19 protein-coding genes and 2 pseudogenes are annotated in these 26,397 nt (G+C 52.8%); 12 read left to right on the top strand and 9 right to left on the bottom strand.

Translation table 11 applies throughout. The features are described from left to right. Window positions 1-79: 79 nt before the first annotated feature. The gene (gene udk / locus J4728_RS06440) at window positions 80-721 is read right to left on the bottom strand and encodes a uridine kinase (protein WP_000132082.1); all 642 of its coding nucleotides are present in this window, start codon (window positions 719-721) and stop codon (window positions 80-82) included. A 330-nt stretch (window positions 722-1,051) separates the two neighbouring features. Here udk and J4728_RS06435 point away from each other — a divergent pair, with 330 nt between their 5' ends. Continuing rightward, on the top strand, window positions 1,052-4,042 hold the full coding sequence (locus J4728_RS06435; protein ID WP_208211438.1) for an MASE1 domain-containing protein: 2,991 nt from the start codon (window positions 1,052-1,054) through the stop codon (window positions 4,040-4,042). Here the strand turns inward: J4728_RS06435 and alkA are convergent. Beyond that, complete coding sequence (gene alkA, locus J4728_RS06430) at window positions 4,010-4,879, bottom strand: DNA-3-methyladenine glycosylase 2 (protein WP_000494714.1); 870 nt, start codon at window positions 4,877-4,879, stop codon at window positions 4,010-4,012. The genes J4728_RS06435 and alkA overlap by 33 nt on opposite strands. Before the next feature lie 133 nt (window positions 4,880-5,012). Here alkA and yegD point away from each other — a divergent pair, with 133 nt between their 5' ends. Continuing rightward, window positions 5,013-6,365 carry a molecular chaperone gene (gene yegD / locus J4728_RS06425; RefSeq protein WP_000469628.1) on the top strand — a complete coding sequence of 451 codons (1,353 nt, stop codon included), beginning with the start codon at window positions 5,013-5,015 and terminating at the stop codon, window positions 6,363-6,365. Between the two features lie 98 nt (window positions 6,366-6,463). Here yegD and J4728_RS06420 read toward each other — a convergent pair whose 3' ends face one another. Continuing rightward, window positions 6,464-6,523 (bottom strand): type I toxin-antitoxin system Ibs family toxin, encoded by a 60-nt coding sequence (locus tag J4728_RS06420; RefSeq protein WP_105887528.1) that lies wholly within the window; start codon window positions 6,521-6,523, stop codon window positions 6,464-6,466. Between the two features lie 282 nt (window positions 6,524-6,805). On the opposite strand from J4728_RS06420, the gene mdtA reads away from it, so the two are divergent. The 10 genes from mdtA (at window position 6,806) to J4728_RS06370 (ending at window position 22,814) form a co-directional block, all read left to right on the top strand. Then, window positions 6,806-8,047, top strand: coding sequence for a multidrug efflux RND transporter subunit MdtA (gene mdtA / locus J4728_RS06415; protein ID WP_080219235.1), 1,242 nt, complete (start codon window positions 6,806-6,808; stop codon window positions 8,045-8,047). Beyond that, window positions 8,047-11,169 carry a multidrug efflux RND transporter permease subunit MdtB gene (gene mdtB, locus J4728_RS06410; RefSeq protein WP_208211436.1) on the top strand — a complete coding sequence of 1,041 codons (3,123 nt, stop codon included), beginning with the start codon at window positions 8,047-8,049 and terminating at the stop codon, window positions 11,167-11,169. Before mdtA ends, mdtB begins: the two co-directional genes overlap by 1 nt. Beyond that, window positions 11,170-14,250, top strand: coding sequence for a multidrug efflux RND transporter permease subunit MdtC (gene mdtC / locus J4728_RS06405; protein ID WP_001210077.1), 3,081 nt, complete (start codon window positions 11,170-11,172; stop codon window positions 14,248-14,250). Continuing rightward, window positions 14,247-15,659: an MFS transporter gene (locus J4728_RS06400; RefSeq protein WP_208211434.1), complete on the top strand. Its 1,413-nt coding sequence runs from the start codon at window positions 14,247-14,249 to the stop codon at window positions 15,657-15,659. Before mdtC ends, J4728_RS06400 begins: the two co-directional genes overlap by 4 nt. Beyond that, window positions 15,659-17,062, top strand: a complete 1,404-nt coding sequence (gene baeS / locus J4728_RS06395; protein ID WP_000870077.1) for a two-component system sensor histidine kinase BaeS — start codon at window positions 15,659-15,661, stop codon at window positions 17,060-17,062. Before J4728_RS06400 ends, baeS begins: the two co-directional genes overlap by 1 nt. Beyond that, the gene (gene baeR / locus J4728_RS06390) at window positions 17,059-17,781 is read left to right on the top strand and encodes a two-component system response regulator BaeR (protein ID WP_000137854.1); all 723 of its coding nucleotides are present in this window, start codon (window positions 17,059-17,061) and stop codon (window positions 17,779-17,781) included. The genes baeS and baeR overlap by 4 nt, the downstream gene beginning before the upstream one ends. Window positions 17,782-18,049: 268 nt before the next feature. Next, window positions 18,050-19,252, top strand: coding sequence for a cytoplasmic protein (locus J4728_RS06385; RefSeq protein ID WP_208211432.1), 1,203 nt, complete (start codon window positions 18,050-18,052; stop codon window positions 19,250-19,252). Beyond that, complete coding sequence (locus J4728_RS06380) at window positions 19,252-19,968, top strand: DUF1266 domain-containing protein (RefSeq protein ID WP_061380356.1); 717 nt, start codon at window positions 19,252-19,254, stop codon at window positions 19,966-19,968. The genes J4728_RS06385 and J4728_RS06380 overlap by 1 nt, the downstream gene beginning before the upstream one ends. 10 nt (window positions 19,969-19,978) lie before the next feature. Then, window positions 19,979-22,090, top strand: coding sequence for a DUF4034 domain-containing protein (locus J4728_RS06375; RefSeq protein WP_023226706.1), 2,112 nt, complete (start codon window positions 19,979-19,981; stop codon window positions 22,088-22,090). Window positions 22,091-22,094: 4 nt separating this feature from the next. Next, window positions 22,095-22,814 (top strand): tetratricopeptide repeat protein, encoded by a 720-nt coding sequence (locus tag J4728_RS06370; protein ID WP_208211430.1) that lies wholly within the window; start codon window positions 22,095-22,097, stop codon window positions 22,812-22,814. Window positions 22,815-22,941: 127 nt separating this feature from the next. On the opposite strand, the gene J4728_RS06365 is transcribed toward J4728_RS06370, so the two are convergent. From J4728_RS06365 to J4728_RS06340, 6 genes and pseudogenes are all read right to left on the bottom strand, one after another. Continuing rightward, window positions 22,942-23,682: a hypothetical protein gene (locus J4728_RS06365; protein WP_208211428.1), complete on the bottom strand. Its 741-nt coding sequence runs from the start codon at window positions 23,680-23,682 to the stop codon at window positions 22,942-22,944. A 115-nt stretch (window positions 23,683-23,797) separates the two neighbouring features. Beyond that, a pseudogene (locus J4728_RS06360) lies at window positions 23,798-23,998 on the bottom strand (IS1-like element transposase); the annotation flags it as partial. A gap of 139 nt (window positions 23,999-24,137) precedes the next feature. Continuing rightward, window positions 24,138-24,635 carry a hypothetical protein gene (locus J4728_RS06355; protein WP_000037401.1) on the bottom strand — a complete coding sequence of 166 codons (498 nt, stop codon included), beginning with the start codon at window positions 24,633-24,635 and terminating at the stop codon, window positions 24,138-24,140. Window positions 24,636-24,834: 199 nt separating this feature from the next. Next, a complete protein-coding gene (locus J4728_RS06350) occupies window positions 24,835-25,212 on the bottom strand; it encodes a hypothetical protein (RefSeq protein WP_208211426.1) in 378 nt (125 codons plus the stop codon). Between the two features lie 372 nt (window positions 25,213-25,584). Further along, entirely contained in the window at window positions 25,585-25,959 is a 375-nt protein-coding gene (locus J4728_RS06345; protein ID WP_045900535.1) for a sel1 repeat family protein, read from the bottom strand. Window positions 25,960-26,045: 86 nt separating this feature from the next. Then, window positions 26,046-26,331: pseudogene (locus J4728_RS06340) on the bottom strand (RHS repeat-associated core domain-containing protein); the annotation flags it as partial. Window positions 26,332-26,397 lie beyond the last annotated feature (66 nt).

The following is a 26,397-nucleotide window of genomic DNA, read 5'->3' as shown; positions in this document are numbered from 1 at the left end:
CTTTCGCGCATCAAGCCCTTAAATCAAGCATATCAAGGGCTAACCAGGTTATCACTGAACGGTACACAATTCGCCAGATTTATTCAAAGAACTGGCTGATTTTCGCTTTCAGAATATCAATAGCGATGCGGTTTTTACCGCCGCGCGGCACGATAATATCCGCATATTGTTTGGAAGGCTCAATAAATTGCAGGAACATCGGACGCACCGTTTTCTGATATTGCGCCATCACCGAATCCATTGAGCGACCACGCTCGTTCACATCGCGTTTGATACGGCGCATCAAACAGATATCCAGCGGCGTATCGACAAAAATAGAGAAGTTCATCTCTTCACGCAAACGCGCGTCGGTCAGTAACAGAATACCTTCAAGAATAATCACCTTCTTCGGTTCTACGCGAACCGTTTCCTGCATACGGGTATGCTCAACATAACTGTATACCGGTAATTCAATCGCCGAACCGCGCTTGAGCGCCTGAAGATGCTGAAATAGCAGGCTGTGATCCATCGCATTCGGATGGTCATAGTTAGTTTTTACGCGTTCTTCCATCGACAGATGGCTTTGATCTTTGTAATAACTGTCTTCGGGAATAACGCCAATATGTTCGTCACCCACTTGTTCACGCAATTCGCGGTAAAGGGTACTGGCAATAAGACTCTTGCCGGAAGCCGATGCGCCAGCGATACCGATAATGACGCACTGATGAGACTGATCAGTCATAAATTTAGCGACCTGATTAACCTGGATGTAAGGAAGGGGGGCGCCGAAACGCCAAACGCGGCAATTATAGGGATTTCAGCAGCGCGATACCAGTCCGGCGCTATGCCACGGTGAATTTGTTGGCGGCGCATTCGACGTCGCGACGTAAAAGCGTTCAGTTTTAACGCGGACAGCAGATTTATCGACCCGTCTGGAGGAGGAATACGCCGGGAGCCACAATTTATATTCAGCCAGCGTATAAATCATTACGCGTTTATACTAGCATAATCACAGAGTAAACTGACGCGTCCGGTATTCCGCGACGTTACCGGCGATTCGGATAGAGTGGTAATGAGTAAACCATCCCAACATGTTTTCGTTACCGTCCCCCACCCGCTATTGCGTCTGGTCAGTTTAGGCCTGGTCGCGTTTGTCTTTACGCTCTTTTCGCTCGTATTATCGCGTGTCGGCACCCAACTCGCGCCGCTGTGGTTCCCCACCTCCATTATGATGGTCGCGTTTTACCGCCATGCGGGCCGTCTGTGGCCTGGGATCGCGGTCGCCTGCTCGCTCGGCAGCATCGGCGCCTCCCTGACTTTATTTCCTGCCGCCTCGCTTAACTTTAGCTGGACGGCAATAAATATTATCGAGGCGGCCACTGGCGCGATACTGCTGCGAAAACTGCTCCCCAGCTACAACCCCTTACAAAATTTGAATGACTGGTTTCGTCTGGCTATCGGCAGCGCCGTGATTCCGCCGCTACTCGGCGGCCTGTTATTTTGGCTGATAGCGCCGGAAGCGGTCGCCTCGAAAGCGTTTCTGATTTGGGTATTATCGGAAGCCATCGGCGCGCTGACGCTGGTGCCGTTAGGTTTACTGTTTAAACCACACTATCTGTTGCGTCATCGCGACCCGCATCTGTTGCTGGAAACGCTATTGACGCTGGTCATTACGCTGGCGCTAAGCTGGCTCGCTATGCGCTATATTCCGTGGCCGTTTACGTGCGTTATCGTCCTGTTGATGTGGAGTGCGGTGCGCCTGCCGCGAATGGAGGCGTTTTTAATTTTTTTAGCTACCGTTATCGTGGTCTCGCTCATGCTGGCCAATGACCCCACGCTACTCGCCACGCCGAAAACCGACGTGATGGTCAATATGCCGTGGCTGCCTTTTTTAATGATCCTGCTGCCTGCCAATATGATGACGATGGTGATGTACGCGTTTCGCACGGAACGCAAACATATCACCGAGAGCGAATCCCGCTTTCGCAACGCGATGGAGTATTCCGCCATTGGTATGGCGCTGGTCGGTACGGAGGGTCAGTGGCTACAGGTCAATAAATCTCTGAGCCATTTTCTTGGCTATAGCCAGGATGAATTACGCACGATGACATTTCAGCAATTGACCTGGCCGGAAGACCTGAATAACGACCTTGAACAGCTAAACATGCTGGTGCGCGGCGACATCAATAGCTATTCCATGGAAAAACGCTACTACACCCGCAACGGCGATATCGTCTGGGCGCTGCTGGCCGTCTCGCTGGTTCGTCATAAAGACAATAAACCTCTCTATTTTATTGCTCAGATCGAAGATATTAACGATCTCAAGCAAAGCGAGCAGGAAAACCAGCGGTTGATGGAGCGTATTACACAGGCGAACGAGGCGCTGTTTCAGGAAAAAGAACGGTTGCACATCACGCTTGACTCTATCGGAGAAGCGGTGGTGTGTATTGATGTCGCGATGAATATCACCTTTATGAACCCGATCGCCGAGAAGATGAGCGGCTGGCGGCAAGAGGATGCTTTAGGCGCGCCATTATTAACGGTTCTGCGCATTACGTCAGGTGATAAGGGGCCGCTGCTGGAGGATATTTATCGCGCCGACAGGTCGCGATCGGACATGGAACAGGAGATAGTGCTCCATTGTCATAACGGCGGCAGCTACGATATTCATTACAGTATCACGCCGCTCAGTACGCTTGACGGCGATAAGATTGGTTCGGTTCTGGTTATCCAGGACGTTACCGAATCACGAAAAATGTTACGCCAGCTCAGCTACAGCGCAACGCATGACGCCCTCACCCATCTTGCCAACCGCGCTAGTTTTGAAAAACAGCTTCAACAGCGCCTGCAAACAATACAGGAATCGCCTCAACATCATGCGCTGGTGTTTATCGATCTGGACCGTTTTAAAGCGGTTAACGACAGCGCGGGACATGCCGCCGGCGATGCCTTATTGCGCGAACTCGCGTCACTGATGCTCAGTATGCTTCGATCCGGCGATCTCCTGGCCCGTCTGGGTGGCGATGAGTTTGGCCTGTTGCTACCGGATTGTAATAGTGACAGCGCGCGCTTTATCGCGACGCGGCTTATCAACGCCATTAATGAATATCACTTTATGTGGGAAGGACGCCTGCATCGGATCGGCGCCAGCGCCGGGATCACAATGATAAATGAACATAACTGCCAGCTCACAGAGGTCGTGTCTCAGGCCGATATTGCCTGCTACGCCGCGAAAAATAGCGGTCGAGGCCGTCTGACCGTGTACGAACCGCAGCACGCATTAACCTCCTCAAAGGGAATGATGCCGCTGGAAGAACAGTGGCATATGATTAAAAATAACCACCTGCTGATGCTTGCCAGAAACGTCGCGCCGCCGCGTACGCCGGAGGCCACCAGCTTTTGGCTGGTCTCACTCAGGCTGTGGACCAGCGAAGGGGAAGTGATGGAAGAGCGCGCGTTCCGGGCAGGGTTAGCCGACTCCGCGCTGCATCACGCGCTTGACCGACGGGTATTCCATGAGTTTTTCCACCATGCGGCGACCGCCGTCGCCAGCAAGGGATTAAGCGTTGCGCTGCCGCTGTCCGCCGCGGGATTATACAGCGCGACCCTTATTGATGAGCTGCTGGAACAACTGGAGCATAGTCCACTGCCGCCACGGTTATTACACCTGATTATCCCGGCTGACGTTATCGTTAAGCAGGCGCAGACCGCCGCTGCGACTCTGCGAAAACTGCGGCAACGCGGCTGCCAGGTGATTCTCAGCCATGTCGGGCGCGATTTACAGCTGTTTAATTTACTGCCCCTGCATATCGTCGATTATTTACTGCTGGATAGAGACCTTATCGCCAACGTTCATGAAAGTTTAATGGATGAAATGCTGACCTCGATCATCCAGGGACACGCCCAGCATCTGGACATCAAAACGCTCGCCGGGCCGGTACAAAACCCACAGGTGCTGGATACGCTCTCCCGTATTGGCGTGGATCTAATTTATGGCGACACTATCGCCGAAGCGCAACCGCTGGATTTGTTACTGAATACCAGCTATTTCGCTATCCATTGACGGTTGCCAGCCGTGGGTATACCAGATATGCAGTAGCGCGTAGGAACGCCACGGTTTCCAGCGCTCCGCGTAGCGACGGATCTGCGCGGGCGTCATCCCGGCGAAGCGCTGCTTAATTAAGTAATCATCGGGTAAAAAGATATCTTTTGCCTGCCAACCGCGCAGGGCGAAATAGTTCGCCGTCCAGCGGCCAATTCCCGGAAACGTTTGTAAATTTTTAACGCTCTGCTCAATATCCGGCGGCGCGGCGAGCGCCAGTTTTCCCGCCAGCGTCGCCTGCGCCAGATGAATCAGCGCTTCGGCGCGCCGCAGCGGCATCCCCAGAGCTTTCAGCGCCAGCGGATCGGCCAACGCCAGCGTTTCCGGACCGGGAAAACAGACATAATCGGGCGCATCCGGCAACGCCTCGCCATAGCGGCGCGCCACTTTCGCCGTCAACCTTGCCGCCATCGCGACACTCACCAGTTGCCCCAGTATCGCCCGCACGCCTTGTTCAAACGTATCAACCGATCCCGGTAAACGCAGCCCCGGTCTGTCCTCGCCCAGTGGCCCCAGCACGGCGGCAACCTGCGCGGGCTGGCAGTCAAGATCAAACAGACGCGAAACCTTCGCCAGACACGCCGGCGCGACGGGAAGTAATCCGGCGCTCACGCTAACCTGCACAGTGTGGGTGGGCAGATGGGGCCTCACGCTGACCAGTCCGCGATGCTCGCCCACCACTAGGCTGCGCGCATAAAAGCCCTCGCCTACTGTTTCCACGCCGTCCACCGCACGCGCGGCAAGAAAGCCCAACATCCACGACCAGTCGTAAGGCGGCTGCCAGCTCAGGGTAAACATACTTTTCTCCTTTATTTGACCTTTCAGCATAAACGCTAATCGCACGTAACGCCTTGCTTTCATATTCCAGTTGTCGCCGCGACGACATTTCGCTAAAGTCACGCCCCTTCTTCACTGGCATGGGGATTTTAAGGTGTTTATCGGATTTGATTACGGTACGGCAAACTGCTCGGTCGCCATTATGCGCGACGGGCATCCACAGTTGCTGACAATGGAGAATAACAGCGCATTACTGCCGTCTATGCTGTGCGCGCCGACGCGCGAAGCGGTGAGCGAGTGGCTGTATCGCCATCATGATGTGCCGGCAACGGACGAAGAAACCCAGGCGCTGCTACGCCGCGCGATACGCTACAACCGCGAGGAAGATATTGAGGTTGGCGCGCAAAGCGTACAGTTTGGTCTGGCGTCGCTGGCGCACTATATTGACGATCCCCAGGAGGTCTGGTTTGTCAAATCGCCGAAATCCTTTTTAGGCGCCAGCGGCCTGAAACCGCAGCAGGTCGCGCTGTTTGAAGATTTAGTCTGCGCCATGATGGTACATATTCGTCATACGGCGCACAGCCAATTGCCGGAGGCCATTACCCAGGCAGTGATCGGTCGCCCGATCAACTTTCAGGGACTGGGCGGCGATGACGCGAACCGCCAGGCGCAGGGTATTCTGGAGCGGGCGGCAAAACGCGCCGGTTTTCAGGAGGTGGTATTCCAGTACGAACCGGTTGCGGCGGGCCTGGACTACGAGGCTACGCTGCGGGAAGAGAAGCGTGTGCTGGTCGTGGATATTGGCGGCGGCACCACCGACTGCTCCATGCTGCTGATGGGGCCGCAGTGGCGTCAGCGCGCCGATCGTGAAAACAGCCTGTTGGGGCACAGCGGTTGCCGCGTGGGCGGAAACGATCTGGATATCGCGCTGGCCTTTAAAAATCTGATGCCTTTGCTGGGCATGGGCGGCGAAACCGAAAAAGGTATCGCCCTGCCGGTGCTGCCGTGGTGGAACGCCGTGGCGATTAACGACGTCCCGGCGCAAAGCGATTTTTACAGTAGCGCGAATGGTCGTCTGTTGAACGATTTGGTTCGCAACGCGCGTGAAGCAGACAAGGTCGCGTTGCTGCTCAAGGTCTGGCGTCAGCGGCTTAGTTACCGCCTGGTACGCTGCGCGGAAGAGAGCAAAATCGCCCTTTCCGGCCAGGCGGATGTTACGGCGAGGCTGCCATTTATCAGCGACGACCTGGCGGTCGCTATCAGCCAGCAAGGACTGGAAGCGGCGCTGGATCAACCGCTGGCGCGTATTCTGGAACAGGTGCAACTGGCGCTGGACAGCGCGCAGGAAAAACCGGATGTCATCTATCTGACCGGCGGCAGCGCCCGTTCGCCATTGATTAAAAAAGCGCTTTCCGAACAGTTACCGGGCATACCCGTCGCTGGCGGCGATGATTTCGGCTCCGTCACCGCAGGACTGGCGCGCTGGGCGGAGGTCGTTTTCCGCTAAGCGCCTCGCAAGCCCAGCGCTGATGGATTGACATTATTCTTGATGTGGCTTAACGTCAGGAGTGAGGGTAAGGGAGGATTCCTCCTCCCCCTGGTGTCTTAGTAAGCTGGTAGGCTAATCACTAAGAGTATCACCAGTATGATGACTACCTTCATCATAACCCTTTCCTTATTTTGGCCCCTTCCTCGGGAGGGGCTTTCCCGTTTCAGCGTCCTGCTGAAATCGGTGGCTTACCTTCATTGCCGTGCCGCCACTTTACCGCACTCCGGCGCGTTAACGATTTTCACCGATGAGAGTTGCGTAGCGCCTCGCAAAGCGGGTCGCCATTCAGAATAATCCCGACCGTGTTCCATAATTCCTCCATTTTTCTCCCTTCCCTGCTGACTACAATAGAGGGAGCAACATTCCGCAAAACGTTTCAGGATGAGAAACTTATACCGATGAAAGGCAGTAATACTTTCCGCTGGGCAATCGCGATTGGGGTTGTAGTGGCCGCCGCCGCATTCTGGTTCTGGCATAGCCGTAGCGAAAGCCCGACCGCCGCGCCGGGCGTCGCCGCGCAAGCGCCGCATACCGCCGCCGCAGGTCGCCGCGGTATGCGCGACGGCCCTCTGGCGCCGGTACAGGCCGCGACCGCGACCACGCAGGCCGTACCGCGCTATCTGAGCGGGCTGGGTACCGTGACCGCCGCGAATACCGTTACGGTGCGTAGCCGCGTGGATGGTCAACTCATCGCCCTGCACTTTCAGGAAGGTCAGCAGGTCAACGCAGGCGATCTGCTGGCGCAAATCGATCCCAGCCAGTTTAAGGTCGCCCTGGCGCAGGCTCAGGGACAGTTGGCAAAAGATAACGCTACGCTGGCGAATGCGCGTCGTGATCTGGCGCGCTATCAGCAACTGGCAAAAACCAATCTGGTTTCCCGTCAGGAACTGGATGCGCAACAGGCGCTGGTCAACGAAACCCAGGGAACCATTAAAGCGGATGAAGCCAATGTCGCCAGCGCGCAGTTACAGCTCGGCTGGAGTCGTATCACGGCCCCGGTCTCGGGACGCGTGGGTCTGAAACAGGTGGATGTCGGCAACCAGATTTCCAGCAGCGATACCGCAGGTATTGTCGTCATTACGCAAACGCACCCGATTGATCTCATTTTTACTCTGCCGGAAAGCGATATCGCGACCGTGGTTCAGGCGCAGAAAGCGGGGAAAACGCTGGTCGTAGAAGCCTGGGATCGGACTAACTCGCACAAATTGAGCGAAGGTGTGTTGCTCAGTCTGGACAACCAGATTGATCCCACAACGGGAACGATCAAAATTAAAGCGCGCTTTACCAATCAGGACGATACGCTGTTCCCCAATCAATTTGTGAACGCCCGGATGCTGGTCGATACCGAACAAAATGCCGTTGTGGTGCCTGCCGCGGCGGTGCAAATGGGCAATGAGGGCCACTTTGTGTGGGTGCTGAACGACGAAAATAACGTCAGCAAGAAGCGGGTAAAAATCGGTATTCAGGATAACCGAAACGTGGTGATCAGCGCTGGCTTGTCGGCAGGCGATCGCGTCGTTACCGATGGTATTGATCGGCTGACGGAAGGCGCAAAAGTCGAGGTCGTTGAGCCGCAAACCACCGTGGCGGATGAAAAATCCCCTTCCCGCCATGAAGGTCAAAAAGGAGCGCGCGCCTGATGCAGGTATTACCTCCGGGCAGCACGGGCGGCCCTTCGCGTCTGTTTATTCTGCGCCCCGTGGCCACCACTCTGCTGATGGCGGCGATTTTACTCGCCGGGATTATCGGCTATCGCTTCCTGCCCGTCGCCGCTTTGCCGGAGGTCGACTACCCCACTATTCAGGTTGTTACGCTCTACCCTGGCGCCAGCCCGGATGTCATGACCTCCGCCGTCACCGCGCCGCTTGAGCGCCAGTTCGGCCAGATGTCAGGACTGAAGCAGATGTCGTCGCAAAGCTCCGGCGGCGCGTCGGTGGTAACGCTACAGTTTCAGTTGACGCTGCCGCTGGACGTTGCCGAGCAGGAAGTACAGGCGGCGATTAACGCAGCCACCAATTTATTGCCTTCCGACCTGCCGAATCCGCCGATTTATAGCAAAGTCAATCCGGCGGACCCGCCGATTATGACGCTTGCCGTCACCTCAAACGCGATGCCGATGACTCAGGTAGAGGACATGGTAGAAACCCGCGTGGCGCAGAAGATCTCGCAGGTCTCCGGCGTCGGACTGGTGACGCTTGCCGGCGGGCAGCGCCCTGCAGTACGCGTAAAACTGAATGCTCAGGCTGTCGCCGCGCTCGGTCTGACCAGCGAAACGGTCCGTACCGCAATTACCGGCGCCAACGTCAACTCGGCGAAAGGCAGTCTGGATGGCCCCGAACGGGCGGTGACGCTTTCTGCTAACGATCAGATGCAGTCTGCCGACGAATACCGCAGGCTTATCATCGCGTATCAAAACGGCGCGCCGGTACGGTTGGGCGATGTCGCCACCGTCGAACAGGGGGCGGAAAATAGCTGGCTCGGCGCATGGGCGAATCAAGCGCCGGCTATCGTGATGAACGTTCAACGCCAGCCTGGCGCCAATATCATTGCGACAGCGGACAGCATTCGCCAGATGCTGCCCCAGCTTACCGAAAGCCTGCCGAAATCGGTGAAGGTCACGGTCCTGTCCGATCGCACCACCAATATTCGCGCTTCCGTGCGCGATACCCAGTTTGAACTGATGCTGGCGATCGCGCTGGTCGTCATGATTATCTATCTGTTTTTACGTAATATTCCCGCCACAATTATTCCCGGCGTCGCCGTACCGCTGTCGCTTATCGGCACCTTTGCGGTGATGGTATTTTTAGATTTTTCCATTAATAACCTGACGCTGATGGCGCTCACTATCGCCACGGGTTTCGTGGTGGACGATGCGATTGTGGTGATCGAGAACATCTCGCGCTACATCGAAAAAGGAGAAAAACCGCTGGCGGCGGCGCTCAAAGGCGCGGGCGAAATCGGCTTTACCATTATTTCCCTCACCTTTTCACTGATTGCGGTGCTGATCCCGTTGCTCTTTATGGGCGATATTGTTGGTCGACTGTTCCGCGAATTTGCGGTGACGTTGGCGGTAGCGATTTTAATCTCCGCCGTCGTCTCTTTGACGCTCACGCCCATGATGTGCGCGCGTATGCTCAGCCAGCAGTCTCTGCGTAAACAAAACCGCTTTTCCCGCGCCTGCGAGCGGATGTTTGACCGCGTGATCGCCAGCTACGGGCGCGGATTAGCGAAAGTGCTCAACCATCCGTGGCTTACATTGAGCGTGGCATTCGCCACGCTCCTGCTCAGCGTTATGCTGTGGATAGTCATTCCGAAAGGGTTCTTTCCGGTACAGGATAACGGCATTATCCAGGGGACGCTGCAGGCGCCGCAATCGTCATCGTATGCCAGTATGGCGCAACGTCAGCGCCAGGTGGCGGAGCGGATATTACAGGACCCGGCGGTGCAAAGCCTGACGACTTTTATTGGCGTAGACGGCGCTAACCCCACGCTGAATAGCGCGCGCCTGCAAATTAACCTCAAGCCGCTGGATGCGCGTGATGACCGCGTGCAGCAGGTGATCTCCCGGCTGCAAACCGCCGTGGCGACGATTCCCGGCGTGGCGCTGTATCTCCAGCCGACGCAGGATTTAACCATCGACACGCAGGTCAGCCGCACACAGTATCAGTTTACCCTGCAGGCCACGACGCTCGATGCGCTCAGCCACTGGGTGCCAAAACTGCAGAACGCGCTACAGTCGTTGCCACAGCTCTCTGAGGTAAGCAGCGACTGGCAAGATCGGGGATTAGCGGCCTGGGTGAATGTCGACCGCGACAGCGCCAGCCGTCTGGGTATCAGCATGGCGGATGTGGATAACGCGCTCTACAACGCGTTCGGACAACGCCTGATTTCAACGATTTATACCCAGGCGAACCAGTACCGTGTCGTGCTGGAACATAATACCGCCAGCATGCCGGGCCTGGCGGCGCTGGAGACGATTCGCCTGACGAGCCGCGACGGCGGCACCGTACCGCTCAGCGCGATTGCCCGCATTGAGCAGCGCTTCGCTCCGCTCTCTATCAATCATTTAGATCAGTTCCCGGTTACGACATTTTCGTTTAACGTGCCGGAGGGCTATTCGCTCGGCGATGCGGTGCAGGCGATTCTCGATACGGAAAAAACGCTCGCCCTGCCAGCGGATATTACAACGCAGTTTCAGGGCAGTACGCTCGCCTTCCAGGCGGCGCTGGGCAGCACCGTCTGGCTTATTGTCGCCGCCGTGGTGGCGATGTATATCGTGCTCGGCGTGCTGTATGAGAGTTTTATCCATCCGATCACGATTCTCTCAACGCTGCCGACGGCGGGCGTCGGCGCGCTGCTGGCGCTGATCATCGCTGGTAGCGAGCTCGATATTATCGCCATTATCGGCATTATTTTGCTGATCGGCATCGTGAAGAAAAACGCCATCATGATGATTGACTTCGCCCTCGCCGCTGAACGCGAACAGGGGATGAGTCCGCGCGACGCTATCTTCCAGGCCTGTCTGCTGCGTTTTCGACCGATTCTGATGACCACGCTGGCGGCGTTGCTCGGGGCATTGCCATTAATGTTGAGTACCGGCGTTGGCGCGGAATTACGTCGCCCGTTGGGGATCGCGATGGTGGGCGGCCTACTGGTCAGCCAGGTATTAACTCTGTTTACCACTCCGGTGATTTATCTCCTGTTTGACCGCCTGTCGCTGTACGTGAAAAGTCGCTTTCCGCGCCATAAAGAGGAGGCGTAGATGCGCTTTTTCGCCCTGTTCATCTACCGCCCGGTCGCCACCATTTTGATTGCCGCCGCCATTACGCTGTGCGGCATTCTGGGCTTTCGTCTGCTGCCGGTCGCCCCGCTGCCGCAGGTCGATTTCCCGGTGATTATGGTTAGCGCCTCGCTACCGGGCGCCTCGCCGGAAACCATGGCTTCGTCGGTGGCGACGCCGTTGGAACGTTCTTTGGGACGCATTGCAGGCGTCAATGAAATGACCTCCAGCAGCTCGCTCGGTAGTACGCGCATTATTCTCGAATTTAATTTCGATCGTGATATTAACGGCGCGGCGCGCGACGTGCAGGCCGCCATTAACGCCGCGCAAAGCTTGTTGCCAGGCGGAATGCCCAGCCGCCCGACTTATCGCAAGGCCAACCCGTCCGACGCGCCGATTATGATTTTAACGCTTACCTCGGAGAGCTGGTCACAGGGCAAACTGTATGATTTCGCCTCTACCCAACTGGCGCAAACCATCGCGCAAATTGACGGCGTCGGCGATGTTGACGTCGGCGGCAGCTCCCTGCCCGCAGTACGTGTAGGCTTAAACCCGCAGGCGCTCTTTAACCAGGGCGTCTCGCTGGATGAGGTCCGCGAAGCGATCGACAGCGCCAACGTACGCCGACCGCAAGGCGCAATTGAAGATAGCGTCCACCGCTGGCAAATCCAGACCAACGACGAACTGAAAACCGCCGCCGAATATCAGCCGCTGATTATTCACTATAACAACGGCGCGGCGGTACGCCTGGGCGACGTCGCCAGCGTCACCGACTCGGTGCAGGATGTCCGTAACGCCGGGATGACGAACGCTAAACCCGCTATTTTGTTGATGATCCGCAAGCTGCCGGAGGCCAACATTATTCAGACGGTCGACGGCATCCGGGCAAAACTGCCGGAACTGCGGGCAATGATCCCCGCCGCTATCGATTTACAAATCGCCCAGGATCGTTCGCCGACGATTCGCGCATCGCTGCAAGAGGTAGAAGAGACGCTGGCTATCTCTGTTGCGCTGGTGATCCTGGTGGTGTTTTTATTCCTGCGCTCCGGGCGCGCCACGCTAATTCCCGCCGTCGCCGTTCCCGTTTCGCTCATCGGCACCTTCGCCGCCATGTATCTGTGCGGCTTCAGCCTCAACAATCTGTCGCTGATGGCGCTGACTATCGCGACCGGATTTGTCGTTGATGATGCCATTGTGGTGCTGGAAAATATCGCCCGCCATCTGGAGGCGGGAATGAAACCTTTGCAGGCGGCATTACAGGGTACGCGGGAAGTCGGGTTTACGGTCATCTCCATGAGTCTGTCGCTGGTGGCGGTATTTCTGCCGCTGCTGTTAATGGGCGGCCTGCCAGGACGATTATTACGGGAATTCGCCGTTACCCTCTCGGTGGCGATTGGCATTTCGCTGGTGGTCTCGCTCACACTGACGCCGATGATGTGCGGCTGGATGCTTAAATCAAGCAAACCGCGCACCCAACCGCGTAAACGGGGCGTTGGCCGTTTGCTGGTCGCCTTGCAACAGGGTTACGGCACGTCGTTAAAATGGGTGCTTAACCATACGCGTCTTGTCGGGGTGGTTTTTCTTGGCACCGTTGCGCTGAACATCTGGCTTTATATCGCCATCCCTAAAACATTCTTTCCGGAGCAGGACACCGGCGTGTTGATGGGCGGTATTCAGGCTGACCAAAGCATCTCTTTCCAGGCCATGCGCGGCAAGCTGCAGGATTTTATGAAAATTATTCGCGACGATCCGGCGGTGAATAATGTCACTGGTTTTACCGGCGGATCGAGGGTGAATAGCGGCATGATGTTTATTACGCTGAAGCCGCGTGGCGAACGCAAAGAGACGGCGCAGCAAATCATTGATCGACTGCGGGTCAAACTGGCAAAAGAACCTGGCGCCAGGCTGTTTCTGATGGCGGTACAGGATATTCGCGTCGGCGGGCGGCAGGCTAACGCCAGTTACCAATATACGTTGCTGTCTGACTCTCTGGCGGCGCTGCGCGAATGGGAGCCGAAAATACGCAAAGCGCTCTCGGCCCTGCCGCAACTGGCGGACGTAAACTCCGACCAGCAGGATAACGGCGCGGAGATGAACCTTATCTACGACCGCGACACCATGTCACGGCTGGGTATTGATGTTCAGGCCGCAAACAGTCTGTTAAATAATGCTTTCGGCCAGCGGCAAATTTCCACCATTTATCAGCCGATGAACCAGTATAAAGTGGTGATGGAAGTCGATCCGCGCTATAGCCAGGATATCAGCGCGCTGGAGAAAATGTTCGTTATCAACCGTGACGGAAAAGCGATTCCCCTCTCTTATTTCGCCCAATGGCGGCCCGCCAATGCGCCGCTGTCGGTGAACCATCAGGGACTTTCCGCGGCGTCCACGATTGCCTTTAACCTGCCGACCGGCACATCGTTATCGCAGGCGACAGAGGCCATTAATCGCACCATGACGCAGCTTGGCGTCCCCTCGACGGTACGCGGCAGTTTTTCCGGAACGGCGCAAGTCTTCCAGCAGACCATGAATTCACAGCTTATTTTGATAGTGGCGGCGATCGCTACCGTCTACATTGTGCTGGGGATACTGTACGAAAGCTACGTCCATCCGCTGACCATTCTCTCTACTCTACCATCGGCGGGCGTTGGGGCGCTTCTGGCGCTGGAACTCTTCAATGCCCCTTTCAGCCTAATCGCCCTGATAGGGATCATGCTATTAATTGGCATTGTGAAGAAAAACGCCATTATGATGGTCGATTTTGCGCTTGAAGCGCAACGAAGCGGCGGCCTGACGCCGGAACAAGCCATTTTCCAGGCCTGCTTGTTACGCTTCCGTCCAATAATGATGACCACGCTGGCGGCGCTGTTCGGCGCACTGCCATTGGTGTTATCTGGCGGAGACGGTTCGGAATTACGGCAGCCGTTGGGGATAACCATTGTCGGCGGTTTGGTCATGAGCCAGCTCCTGACGCTCTATACCACGCCGGTGGTGTACCTCTTTTTCGATCGTCTGCGGCTACGTTTTTCGCGTAAAAATAGCAAACCGGTAGTAGAGATATGACAGAACTTCCTGACAACACCCGCTGGCAACTCTGGATTGTGGCATTCGGCTTTTTTATGCAGTCACTGGATACCACCATCGTCAACACTGCGCTGCCCTCCATGGCGAAAAGCCTGGGGGAAAGCCCGCTGCATATGCACATGGTAGTGGTGTCATATGTTCTCACCGTCGCCGTGATGCTCCCCGCCAGCGGCTGGCTGGCAGACAAAATCGGCGTGCGTAATATTTTCTTTGCCGCCATTGTGCTGTTCACGCTGGGTTCGCTGTTTTGCGCCCTCTCCGGCACGCTTAATCAACTGGTATTAGCGCGGGTTTTACAAGGCGTAGGCGGCGCGATGATGGTGCCGGTCGGACGTCTGACGGTCATGAAAATCGTGCCGCGCGCGCAATATATGGCGGCAATGACCTTCGTCACCCTACCGGGACAGATCGGGCCGTTACTCGGCCCCGCGCTGGGCGGGGTGCTGGTGGAATATGCTTCATGGCACTGGATCTTTCTGATCAATATCCCGGTGGGAATCGTCGGCGCTATGGCAACCTTTATGCTGATGCCAAACTACACCATAGAGACCCGGCGCTTTGATCTGCCGGGGTTCCTGCTGTTAGCTATCGGCATGGCGGTACTCACGCTGGCGCTGGACGGTAGTAAAAGCATGGGGATCTCGCCCTGGACATTAGCCGGACTTGCTGCGGGCGGCGCGGCAGCCATTCTGCTCTATCTCCTCCATGCCAAAAAAAACTCAGGCGCGTTATTCAGCCTGCGATTGTTCCGCACGCCCACGTTTTCACTGGGGGTGCTGGGCAGTTTTGCCGGGCGTATCGGCAGCGGTATGCTGCCGTTTATGACGCCGGTCTTTTTGCAAATTGGTCTTGGTTTTTCACCGTTTCATGCCGGTTTGATGATGATCCCCATGGTGCTGGGCAGCATGGGAATGAAGCGGATTGTAGTGCAGATAGTTAACCGTTTTGGCTATCGTCGGGTTCTGGTGGCGACTACGCTCGGACTGGCATTGGTTAGCCTGTTGTTTATGTCGGTCGCGCTGCTCGGCTGGTATTATCTCCTGCCGCTGGTACTGCTTTTGCAGGGAATGGTGAACTCGGCGCGCTTTTCTTCCATGAACACCTTAACGCTAAAAGACCTTCCCGATACGCTGGCCAGCAGCGGCAATAGCTTATTATCGATGATTATGCAGCTCTCGATGAGTATCGGCGTCACTATTGCCGGAATGCTGCTGGGTATGTTTGGCCAACAGCATATCGGGATAGACAGTAGCGCCACACATCACGTCTTTATGTACACCTGGTTATGTATGGCGGTTATTATCGCGCTACCGGCGATAATTTTTGCCCGCGTGCCGAACGATACACAGCAAAACATGGTCATTTCACGGCGTAAAAGGAGCCTGTAATGAAAGTCTGGCGGCCCGGAATCACCGGCAAGCTGTTTCTGGCGATCTTCGCCACCTGCATCGTGCTGCTGATCAGTATGCATTGGGCCGTGCGCGTCAGTTTTGAACGCGGATTTATTGACTATATCAAACACGGCAACGAGCAGCGGCTACAAATGCTGGGCGATGCGCTGGGCGACCAGTACCAGCAACACGGCAACTGGCGTTTTTTACGCAACAACGATCGCTTCGTTTTCCAGATTTTGCGTTCATTTGAGCATGACAACGACCGCGATAAACCCGGCCCCGGTATGCCGCCGCACGGTTGGCGCACCCAATTCTGGGTCGTCGATCAAAATGGCCGGGTGCTGGTCGGCCCACGCGGTCCGGTGCCGCATGACGGTACTCGTCGGCCCATTCTGGTCAATGGCGCCGAAGTCGGCGCGGTTATCGCCTCTCCTGTCGAGCGGCTGACGCGCAATACGGATATTAATTTTGATATGCAGCAGCGGCGCGCCAGCTGGATGATCGTGGCGTTATCAACGTTGCTGGCCGCGCTGGCGACATTTTTGCTGGCGCGTGGCCTGCTCGCCCCGGTCAAACGGTTGGTCGAGGGTACGCACAGACTGGCGGCGGGGGATTTTACCACGCGCGTGACCCCAACCAGCGCCGATGAGCTGGGAAAACTGGCGCAGGATTTTAACCAGCTTGCCAGCACGCTGGAAAAAAACCAGCAGATGCGCCGCGACTTTATGGCGGATATTTCCCACGAACTGCGCACGCCGCTGGCGGTATTGCGCGGCGAACTGGAAGCCATTCAGGATGGCGTTCGCCAGTTCACGCCAGAATCGGTTACCTCGCTACAGGCGGAAGTCGGTACGCTTACCAAACTGGTTGACGACCTGCATCAGCTGTCGTTGTCTGACGAGGGCGCGCTGGCTTATCAAAAAACGACCGTCGATCTTGTTCCCCTGTTGGAAGTCGCTGGCGGCGCGTTCAGAGAGCGCTTTACCAGCCGGGGGCTAACGCTACATTACGCGTTGCCGGATAGCATGACCGTCTTCGGCGACCCGGATCGCCTGATGCAACTGTTTAATAATCTACTGGAAAACAGTCTGCGCTACACCGACAGCGGCGGCGGCCTGCATATTTCCGCCGAACAACGCGACAAATCATTATTCCTGACCTTTGCCGATTCTGCACCGGGCGTCAGCGATGAGCAGTTACAAAAGCTTTTTGACCGTTTTTACCGCACGGAAGTGTCCCGTAACCGCGCCAGCGGCGGTTCTGGACTGGGGCTGGCGATATGCGTCAATATTGTACACGCGCATAACGGTCATCTTCACGCCGCTCATTCGCCTTTTGGCGGGGTTAGCATTACAGTAGAGTTACCGCTGGATCGCGATTTACAGAGAGAAGTATGACTGAATTACCCATTGATGAAAACACGCCACGCATTTTGATTGTTGAAGATGAACCCAAGCTGGGTCAGCTGCTTATTGACTACTTACGCGCGGCGAGTTACGCCCCCACGCTCATCAATCATGGCGACAAGGTACTGCCGTATGTGCGTCAAACGCCGCCGGATCTAATCCTGCTGGATCTGATGCTGCCGGGTACCGATGGTCTGACGCTATGCCGGGAGATTCGCCGTTTTTCCGACATCCCCATTGTGATGGTCACGGCCAAAATCGAAGAGATCGACCGGCTGCTTGGGCTGGAAATCGGCGCCGATGATTATATCTGTAAGCCTTACAGCCCGCGCGAAGTCGTGGCCCGCGTGAAAACCATTTTGCGCCGCTGTAAACCGCAGCGCGAACTCCAGCAGCAGGATGCCGAAAGCCCGTTAATGATTGATGAAAGCCGCTTTCAGGCCTCCTGGTGTGGTAAAGCGCTGGATTTAACCCCCGCTGAATTCCGTCTGCTAAAAACCTTATCGCTTGAACCGGGTAAAGTTTTTTCCCGCGAGCAGTTGTTAAACCACCTCTACGACGACTACCGTGTGGTGACCGATCGTACTATCGACAGCCACATTAAAAACCTGCGCCGTAAACTGGAATCGCTGGATGCCGAACAGTCATTTATACGCGCGGTCTACGGGGTGGGATATCGCTGGGAAGCGGATGCGTGTCGCCTGGTATAATGATTATTGGCATAACAATAACAAGGTCGTAAGACGATATTTTCCGCCAACGCTATTCTGGCGGAATTAACACACTGCCCTCTTTCATTTGGCCGAGCGGTATCCCGAAAACCACGACGAACGCGATCGGGGACAATAAATTATTTGGCCGCTCTTTTTAGTTTACCGATATACTGTGAGTAGTTTTTTAAACTTATTGCGCATTAATTCATTAAGTGAATCTAAAAATACATAAACATAATACCAGCTTAATTATACATGGATTTTTATGACAGAAACGTCATCTCACCGCTATAAACCACGCAATATAATAAATGCGCCAAATGTAAAATCGTCTATTTTTTCCCGGAGCCAACAACGCGGCGACAGCGAAATTACCCAGCGCTGGTTAAGCAACCATTTTTATCGTTGGATCATTGGTGACTTTCCTCATGTTTATCCTGTGCGCTCCGTCGCCGATTATGCCGTTTATTTTAGCGCTGATGCAGAAATCCCCGCCTGGCTGGCGCCAAAGCTGGGTGGCGATGAGCGCTTTTACTACCTTAACGTTCAGCACCCGCAACTTGTGGCAATGGAAAGAGATTTAGTGGAATTTCTTTCGCGTCAGGAAGGAACGCGGCTGGAAACTAAACTACAGCGTATCAACTGCTTTACCGTGCTGGCAATGCGCGAAGCGGAGCATCAAAAAATGCAGCGCCTGCGTGAACAAGGTTGGTATCCCTCCAACAGCGAGGCGCTAAAACCGGTGATGGCGGTGAATAACGGTATACTGGTTGAGCTTGATGCAACAGACCCCGGCCTGCGCAGTGAGATGGCGTATGAATCCTGGCATATGCAACACTGCGTCGGAGATTTTGATAATAAAGGCGCGCTTTCCGGCGGCTACGGCGATTACTACGCCCGGCAAATTGAACAACAGAAACTTCGCCTGTTCAGCCTGCGCGACGGCAATAATATTCCCCACGTCACAATAAGCCTGGTGGTTGGTAATAACGGCCTGAGCATTGATCAGATTAAAGGTAAGCAAAATCGCCATCCTATTAAGAAATATGCTAACGATGTTTTATCTCTGTTACGCCATCTGCAACCACTTCCTGAGCGCCACGCCGATTGTGAAGGGATGGGAATAGTTTATGAATCGACGCCGGAATATTCAGGTTGGAAATTTATTACTCATATTCATGACCTCAATTTTCTGCTCAATGTGCTGCATGACAATTTTCATTTAATGGAACACTTCCCCACTCCCCCGGTAGCTTTACAGTGGCTGCTGCTGCACAGCGCCCCGGAGGCACTGCGCTACCTTCAGGTTGTTGATCCTAACGTGGCGACGGCTGCGGAAATGCTGTTTCCACGACATGAATGGCACCCTACGCTTGCCGGGAAAAACACCAGTAGCGAACCTTTCGAAATTGAAAGCCTGACGCTACAAACCACGCGCTATCTTTCTGCAACCAGGGAGGAGCGCTAATGTTCTGGGTTGTTCTTATTATTGCCGCCCTATTTTTTAGCTGGCGCAACTACAAAAAAAACAAACCGCTGATTGCGGCCCGTATCGCCGAGGAGAAAGAAAAAGATCGCCTGAAGGATCTGCGTCGCGATACCCGACGGCGGCAATGGGCGCTGGCGCTAGCCGATATCCTCGCCCGGCGCAACGGGCTACCGATCAAAGGCGTTGAGCTGGTATTTAAACTTGACGATGACAAACGCCGCTATCTGGCGCAGCAGGTAAAAAAAGAGCTGGGCTTGAGCGAAAACCTCGACGGCGCGGCGTTACGCCACAAGGTTGAGGATATTTTACGTCGCTGGCCTGCGGGCATCGGCAGCTCGCCGCGCACGTTTTATCATCATCTGGCGGCCCAGGGCCAGGTCCGCGACGCGCTGGCTTTCGACTGCATGCGCACCGCCTTTCTGACCCGCTGTATCGCCGGGCTCGGCTGGTGCGACGTACATCAGGCCTGGCTGGTGTTATTACTTAACGCCCAGCGCGCTCAGGACTGTTTTGATTCCTGGGAGGATTACGCCACCGCCTACGTTCGCGCCCGCCGGGTATGGCTCACGCTACGTGACACGCCAACAGCGCTTGCCGGACGGGATTTACAGGAAGCCACCCATTATTTGCAAGACCCGGTCAGCCGCTGGCGACAACTGCCGTGGAATGAATTCAAAATTTTCGAGCCGATTTAAAGGACGCTTTATGGAACAGGATGATCGTCTGCTCAACGCTATGTTTGAGATGTGCAACCACAAAAATCCCCTCAATGACGGGCAACGAGAGTGGCATATTGCCGATATTCCCGGCCTGCTGCGCGAAGAACGCTATGACGAACTGGACGAACGCTACAACCAGGCGCTGACGGAGAGCTTTACCAGCCGCGAAGCGGAAAAGCGCTATTTCTTCGCCTGGAATCAAATGGACAACCCTTTTTACGATATGGACACGCTGGTTGAGGCTGGGCCGCAAGGATTAGCGCTGATCAAAAACTGGCAGCGCGCTCGTCCCCGCTCCACTCACGCCTGGCTTGCCGAGGCGCAATACTGGAATCACCGTGCGTGGCTGTATCGCAGCTATGGCTGGGCGAGAGAAACCACCCGAGCGATGTGGATCTGCGCCGCCGCCTGCAACGAACGGATGGTCATCGCCGCGCTCAATGCTATCGACTGTGAACCGCGCCAGTGGATGGCGGCGGCCCTGACCAGTACCAACTCCAAAGTCTTCGGCCAGCCCGACTGGCTGGTTGAGTTCCTCGAGGGCGCGGATGTTGCCGGGCAGCCATTAATGGAAGATCTGGCTGAATATCATCGCCATTCACCGCAGGAGGTGGACGCGCTGATGGCCCATTCCGGGCTGTCGTTTGCCGACGCGGTTTGCCCAAATTTGCCGCGCCCGTCCGTGCTGCCGGAGTGCAATGACGATGCCGGGCAAAAATACTGGCTCGCCGTCTGCCTGGCTATTTTCCCGACGGCATTTTACGTGCTGGATGAATATATCCCGTTTCGTATGCCACGCTGGAGAGGGTCTCACGAGGAGATCCGCGAATTTCTGGAATCAAGCGTATGCGATCACCTTTCTGCCGCAGAACGTGAACATCTGGAGCTATTGATCTGGTGGGACGATCACCGCGATCTGCGCATCAAAGAGGTTGACTCCCCGGCAGAACAGGAACGTATTATCGCCAAAGCCGAAGAGATTAGCCTGCGAGCGCATATTCAGGAATCTCGCCACAACGCGCTGGAGTGGCTGCGGGTCTGCTATAGCGATCTGGACGATAATGACGCGCTCTGGCGAACCCTTCAGCGTTCGATCGTGGAAAAAGTTAAGTTCAACAATTACTTCTCTGATGACACGATAAAGTTCGCCCTGCGCGATTTTCCTGACACCTGGTGGATGTATAATTTTCTCTGTCAGAATGCGCAGCAAACGGAATTCGCAGTGCCGAAAATCCGTCGTGGCTACTTTCAGTACGCCGGGTTATTGGGTTTCGAAAAGGATGAGGCGCAAGGCCTCGCCTGGCTCGATAGCGTCGCCGACATTCAATATAACCATAACTGGCGGGCGGCGATTAAAAATTTCGACTGGTTCGGGCTCCCGGAACATTTTGTGCCGCTGGCAGAGCTGGGCGCACAAAGAAATATACCCGCCGCGCTAAACCTGCTGGGCCTTGAACACAATAATAAAGAGAACAACGGCCTACTACCTTACGATCCTGCCATCGCGTTAGGGTATTTTCAGCGCGCGGCGGAGATTTTGCACCGGCAGTTAGCACTGCGCGAGAGCACCCCGTACAAATTAATAGATAACGGAGGCTATACCGACTATGAAAATGACCTGCAAAATATTCATTTCAGCATCGGCATCTGCAACCAGCGTCTGAGTAAACAAGAACCTGATACCGAAAAACGTTCCGCTTATGAAAAAGAACTGCTCGATAATCTCTGGCTGGCGCATCAGTACGGGCATAAAGAGGCCTGGGGCTTGTTCCTGCTGAATATTTTTGAAGTGAAGGATATTACGCTGGCGCATAAGCATCTGGAACTGGTGCAACAAGAGGCCAACAAAGGCACGCTACACGCTATGGTGACCCTATCGCGCCTGCACGGTAATAAACACGATCGAACGCTGTTTAATATGAAGCTAAGCGCACGCTGGGCGCATTTTGCCTTCACGCTTTACCCGGATAATGAAATCGTTATGGACTGCCTGGACCACCTGCATTTCGATTCTTTCTGGAAACGCTTCCGTTTCGCGTGGTATACCGTCCGCATCCCGAATTCAGAGCTGCCGGGACAGGTCAACTCAATGGTGTAAGGTGGTGATAATACAAAGAAAATCTCTATTTCTTTGCGCCCTGCTTCTACTCTGCGCCACCGCCAGGGCTGAAATTACGGAGCAGCAGATCGAGGCCGACTGCGCAAAAATTCCAGTTTTGGCCAGCCAGGGCGAACAGCTTTACAAGACCCAAAAATATGCCAAAGCGCGCGACGCTTTTGAACAGCAGGCCGCATGGAGCGAAAGCTGCGCCCTTGACGACAGCGCCATCGCGACGGCCTACAACAACGTGGCGCTAACCTGGATACGCGAAGGCGAGTGGCGTAAAGCCCGCGCCTGGCTGATGCTAAGGCCGAATGATAGCAAGTCGATCTACAACCTGAAACTGATCAAAGATAAGCAATCGGCCCTGCCGCCACCGGTTTTTGCGGCGGGTGAATACTGGCGCTATGCCGGGCGCGCCTCCTGGAACGTGCTTAGCGTGAAGGCATTACCCACCCCATCGCGCTATCAGGTTAATTTTCAGGGTCACTGGTTCGGTTTAATGGGGATCTACTTCGGCCCCAATATCGGCGAGTTCTCCGCAACGGTAACGCTGGAAAACGATAAAGCCATCGTGGCGCTTCGGGAAGGCGATGATATTCACTGCGACATTTCGCTGGCTTTTTCTTCTGAAACCATTGATGCCAGCACCGATACGTTTGTGGACTGCGGTTTTGGCGCAAATGTCCGCGCCGACGGGCACTATCTGCGCGTTGAATAAATCTGGCGCGGAAACTGAAATTTTATGATTAACCTGAGATCAGTTGAAATTAACAATCTATTTATAATTTCCATAACGTTCCTCATTCTTTCCTGCTATCCATATTACCTTAACACCTCCATTACAATTATTCATGTCGTAAGCATGGTATATTTAACGCTCGCTTCTTTTTTTTACCCTGTGATACTTCATTTCTGGATATCAATTTGAACCGACCATTTTCCATTTGATATTGTTCCTTTATATAAATCTGAGGCGCCTGATCTTTAAACTTTATAGTTACAAGATGACCATCTTTGCTGTCCTCATACCACCTATATATAACACAACTATCAATGCTTATTGTGTAATCCTGGCGGATGACAAAATCAGAAAAACGCACGATATCTTCATAAGCAAAAAAGCTACTAAGCAATAAAGCATCCACCAGGTTTCCTTTTGCATCATAACTATTTATTTGTACATTAAGTAATAACGTATCAGACTCTCCAATTTTATTATAAATTATCAATTTGTAAGTATTATCATCATGTTCAAAGTACCCTAATTCATAATAACGGACACCATCACCAATATACGGAGAAAGAAAATTCTCACCTTTTACCGGCACCTTAATTTCCTGTTGATTAAATAAGTTAGTTTTCTCTTTATATTCACTTGGTAATTTTAACTCCATTATATTATCATCGGAATTAATATCTTTATAATAACAAGCCAATTGTGCAAACTGCGTAGAATCAACAGGTAGAAGCAACGCCTTACTCTTTTGATTATTACAACCAACACTTGTTAAAATAATGCCAAACAATATGGCCGAACGCAGTAAACATAAAGAAAAAGTTAATCTATAACTATTCATAGTCGGCATTAATATTGGGTTATATGTAGAAAACTATATAATAAAATATTGTCATCATGCATTATTGTATTTTTCAATTAAAAAACTCATGATATGATTGCTAAATAAGCGTCAATTATTAAGATGTGCAGATGACGGTGTTGATACCAATTTTTAGCGTTTTTGCTGTATCGCGCACGTCAGCACCATCAAAGGCCATATCAACAATGTGTTCTTTGACGCTGGGCTTACGGGCTTCACAGGTATAAGACAACTGGAAAACACGTCTACATGACCGGCAACGAAAGCGCTCGTGCCGGGAAGAACTACGACCATGACGATAAATTTCATCTGAATGGCAACAGTAACCATAGAAAACCTAAAATAACAGTACATACTATAAATTCTATCGATTGAAGGCATTACCCCTGTATCCTCCACAAAACGTTGCCCTGGAGGATGGAGCTCGTTTACAAAACACCACATTATTCACACTTTATTCTTTCTGTACTATTTAAAGAACTTCCAAATTCATAAAAATAGTTCATATTAGTGATATAATCATGATAATTATCATCATTTAATTCACGTTCCTTCTGCATAACCAACGAAAATAATTCGCTGTCAGACTTAACATCATAGCAACCATGAACTGACATCACAGATAACAAATATATAATTGTCATTTTTTCAAAAGAGCTATTTGTGGTGGAAAGTTTGTCTCTCAATAGAGGAATAGCCTTCGATCCCATAGGGGCAATACCATCAGCCATCCATAATGGATATGGTCTTTTAGCACGCGTACCATAATAATAAAAATCATACCTTTTATCTAAAGGCAATCCCTTCATATACACCAAAACATCCTGGATAGAGTGCCCGTTGAGGGTACTCCTGACATATTCAGGAATGGAAGACTGGCAAGCTGTTATCGCCGCAACGAATGATATGACCATAATTATAGAGAAAAATTTTTTTGACATAAATTATCACCTGCATCAGTTATTTTTTTCATATCAGATTTTATTTTATTCCCTGTCGCATAGGCATCCTTTTCAAAACCAATATTTCAAAGTCAGAAAAAATGCACGGCACGATAAGATCATTAGCTGGTATCTGACAATCAATCACTATCAATAAATTTGCGTCATCACCGGATTCTACATATTTAAATAAATACCATCATGGTGCCCCAAAATTCCTCCAAGCCAGAGCATGTTCCTTAGATTTTACTCCCAACACCCCCTCTATTTCCCCCCATAAATATTGATTGGCGTCTGTCGATGTAACTATTGCCTCAACAAGACCTGTTGCTATGGCAGTGGCTAATTCATCATTATCTGAAGTTATTCCATCTTCAATATATTTAAACAATAACTCTTTTTTAACACAATCAAGTTCAGAAAATATCGCTACCAAAGACTTACCAATCTGCGAAAATAGCATAATCAACGGTGACTCATCAGGAATCCAATACTCATTAACGGACCCAATTGTTTCTGATATAGAGTCCGAAAAAGAACTAAATTTATCCACATAGTCAGCAATCATTTTATCCATTACTCTCCCCTTAAAGCTCGCTGTAAATCTTTCAATATATTCTCTGCCGCCGACCTTCTCACCAGTAGACAATTCATAAAGCACAGCATCCGCAGTGCTTCTGCAAATAGTCCCATTTTAGTTCAATGCATTTTTTGAGATCCCGGCCAGATTGACCCTGGTTGAGTTGTATCCATTTCTTGTTTGGACCAACATCCCCCCCCCCCAATGCTCTACTTTTCCATCAGAATATGGTCACAGTGGCAAAGGTGGAGTTTTCTCTCCGGCTCATGGTGTGGCTCCAGTTGCCCCGTCATCTGCTCCGGCGTCAGCCCGTCCCTCTTGACTAAAATTTACACAACTCATTGATAATAAAAAATATTTACATCATAGCTAATTCTTTAATTTTTTCAGTTCTTGTAGCTTGTTTTGAGCACCTATATCACCATTTTTTGAAGCCAATCCCATCCAATAAATAGCTTTGTCCAAATCATAATACTTTGAAAAGGCTGGATTTGTATTGGATAAATAAATACCATAATTATATTGAGCTATGATATTTCCTTGAGATGCAGATATCTCCAAATACCTTAATTGTTCGTCAATGTTATTTATGGTGAAGCAATAATATTGATATAATCGAAATGATGCTTCCGAGTCTCCATCTTTCGATTTGTTTTCAAGCTCGAATTTTTGCCCATCCGTTAGATTATAGATGGTGGAAGTGGATTCCGACCTCCATTTATTACCGTCTCTAGACTTAGCCATTTTGCCACCAAATGTGTAAAATGATACTATTAACATTATAAATGTAATAACAAATCGCATTTATTTCCTCATCATATAAATTTATTTTATATCTCCTGCTTTCTGAAGCGTTCCAGTGGTCGTTGATACGGGTTTAATCCCTCCATAAACCCTATCGGATCCTGCGTAATATATCTTCCCTGCCCCGGATTATAGTAACGGTGCCGATTATAATACAGCCCCCGATTCCTCATCATATTGCTGCCTCGGCAGCCGTATCAGTTGTTCCAGGTGATCCGGATTTTCCTGGCCCAATTGGTTTTCCCATTCATCATACTCCCCGCGCCACGCCACCGTATTGTCCGGGGTAATCAGCGCCCCCGCTAAACCCTGGACGATTTTCCCGCCCTTCATAGTCATGTCGTTCTGGCGCGCCGCTAGTTTTCCGCTCATCACTCA

Source organism: Salmonella sp. 32070601201500089SM (genome assembly GCF_017573605.1).
GTDB lineage: Bacteria > Pseudomonadota > Gammaproteobacteria > Enterobacterales > Enterobacteriaceae > Salmonella > Salmonella enterica.
The sequence above is the reverse complement of the archived record's forward strand: the minus strand, read 5'-3'. Positions and strand labels throughout refer to the sequence as shown.

Coding starts and splice junctions, on each gene's coding strand:
- udk (WP_000132082.1), bottom strand. CDS start 721: ATGACTGATCAGTCTCATCAGTGCGTCATTATCGGTATCGCTGGCGCA.
- J4728_RS06435 (WP_208211438.1), top strand. CDS start 1,052: ATGAGTAAACCATCCCAACATGTTTTCGTTACCGTCCCCCACCCGCTA.
- alkA (WP_000494714.1), bottom strand. CDS start 4,879: ATGTTTACCCTGAGCTGGCAGCCGCCTTACGACTGGTCGTGGATGTTG.
- mdtA (WP_080219235.1), top strand. CDS start 6,806: ATGAAAGGCAGTAATACTTTCCGCTGGGCAATCGCGATTGGGGTTGTA.
- mdtB (WP_208211436.1), top strand. CDS start 8,047: ATGCAGGTATTACCTCCGGGCAGCACGGGCGGCCCTTCGCGTCTGTTT.
- mdtC (WP_001210077.1), top strand. CDS start 11,170: ATGCGCTTTTTCGCCCTGTTCATCTACCGCCCGGTCGCCACCATTTTG.
- J4728_RS06400 (WP_208211434.1), top strand. CDS start 14,247: ATGACAGAACTTCCTGACAACACCCGCTGGCAACTCTGGATTGTGGCA.
- baeS (WP_000870077.1), top strand. CDS start 15,659: ATGAAAGTCTGGCGGCCCGGAATCACCGGCAAGCTGTTTCTGGCGATC.
- baeR (WP_000137854.1), top strand. CDS start 17,059: ATGACTGAATTACCCATTGATGAAAACACGCCACGCATTTTGATTGTT.
- J4728_RS06385 (WP_208211432.1), top strand. CDS start 18,050: ATGACAGAAACGTCATCTCACCGCTATAAACCACGCAATATAATAAAT.
- J4728_RS06380 (WP_061380356.1), top strand. CDS start 19,252: ATGTTCTGGGTTGTTCTTATTATTGCCGCCCTATTTTTTAGCTGGCGC.
- J4728_RS06375 (WP_023226706.1), top strand. CDS start 19,979: ATGGAACAGGATGATCGTCTGCTCAACGCTATGTTTGAGATGTGCAAC.
- J4728_RS06365 (WP_208211428.1), bottom strand. CDS start 23,682: ATGCCGACTATGAATAGTTATAGATTAACTTTTTCTTTATGTTTACTG.
- J4728_RS06355 (WP_000037401.1), bottom strand. CDS start 24,635: ATGTCAAAAAAATTTTTCTCTATAATTATGGTCATATCATTCGTTGCG.
- J4728_RS06350 (WP_208211426.1), bottom strand. CDS start 25,212: ATGGATAAAATGATTGCTGACTATGTGGATAAATTTAGTTCTTTTTCG.
- J4728_RS06345 (WP_045900535.1), bottom strand. CDS start 25,959: ATGGCTAAGTCTAGAGACGGTAATAAATGGAGGTCGGAATCCACTTCC.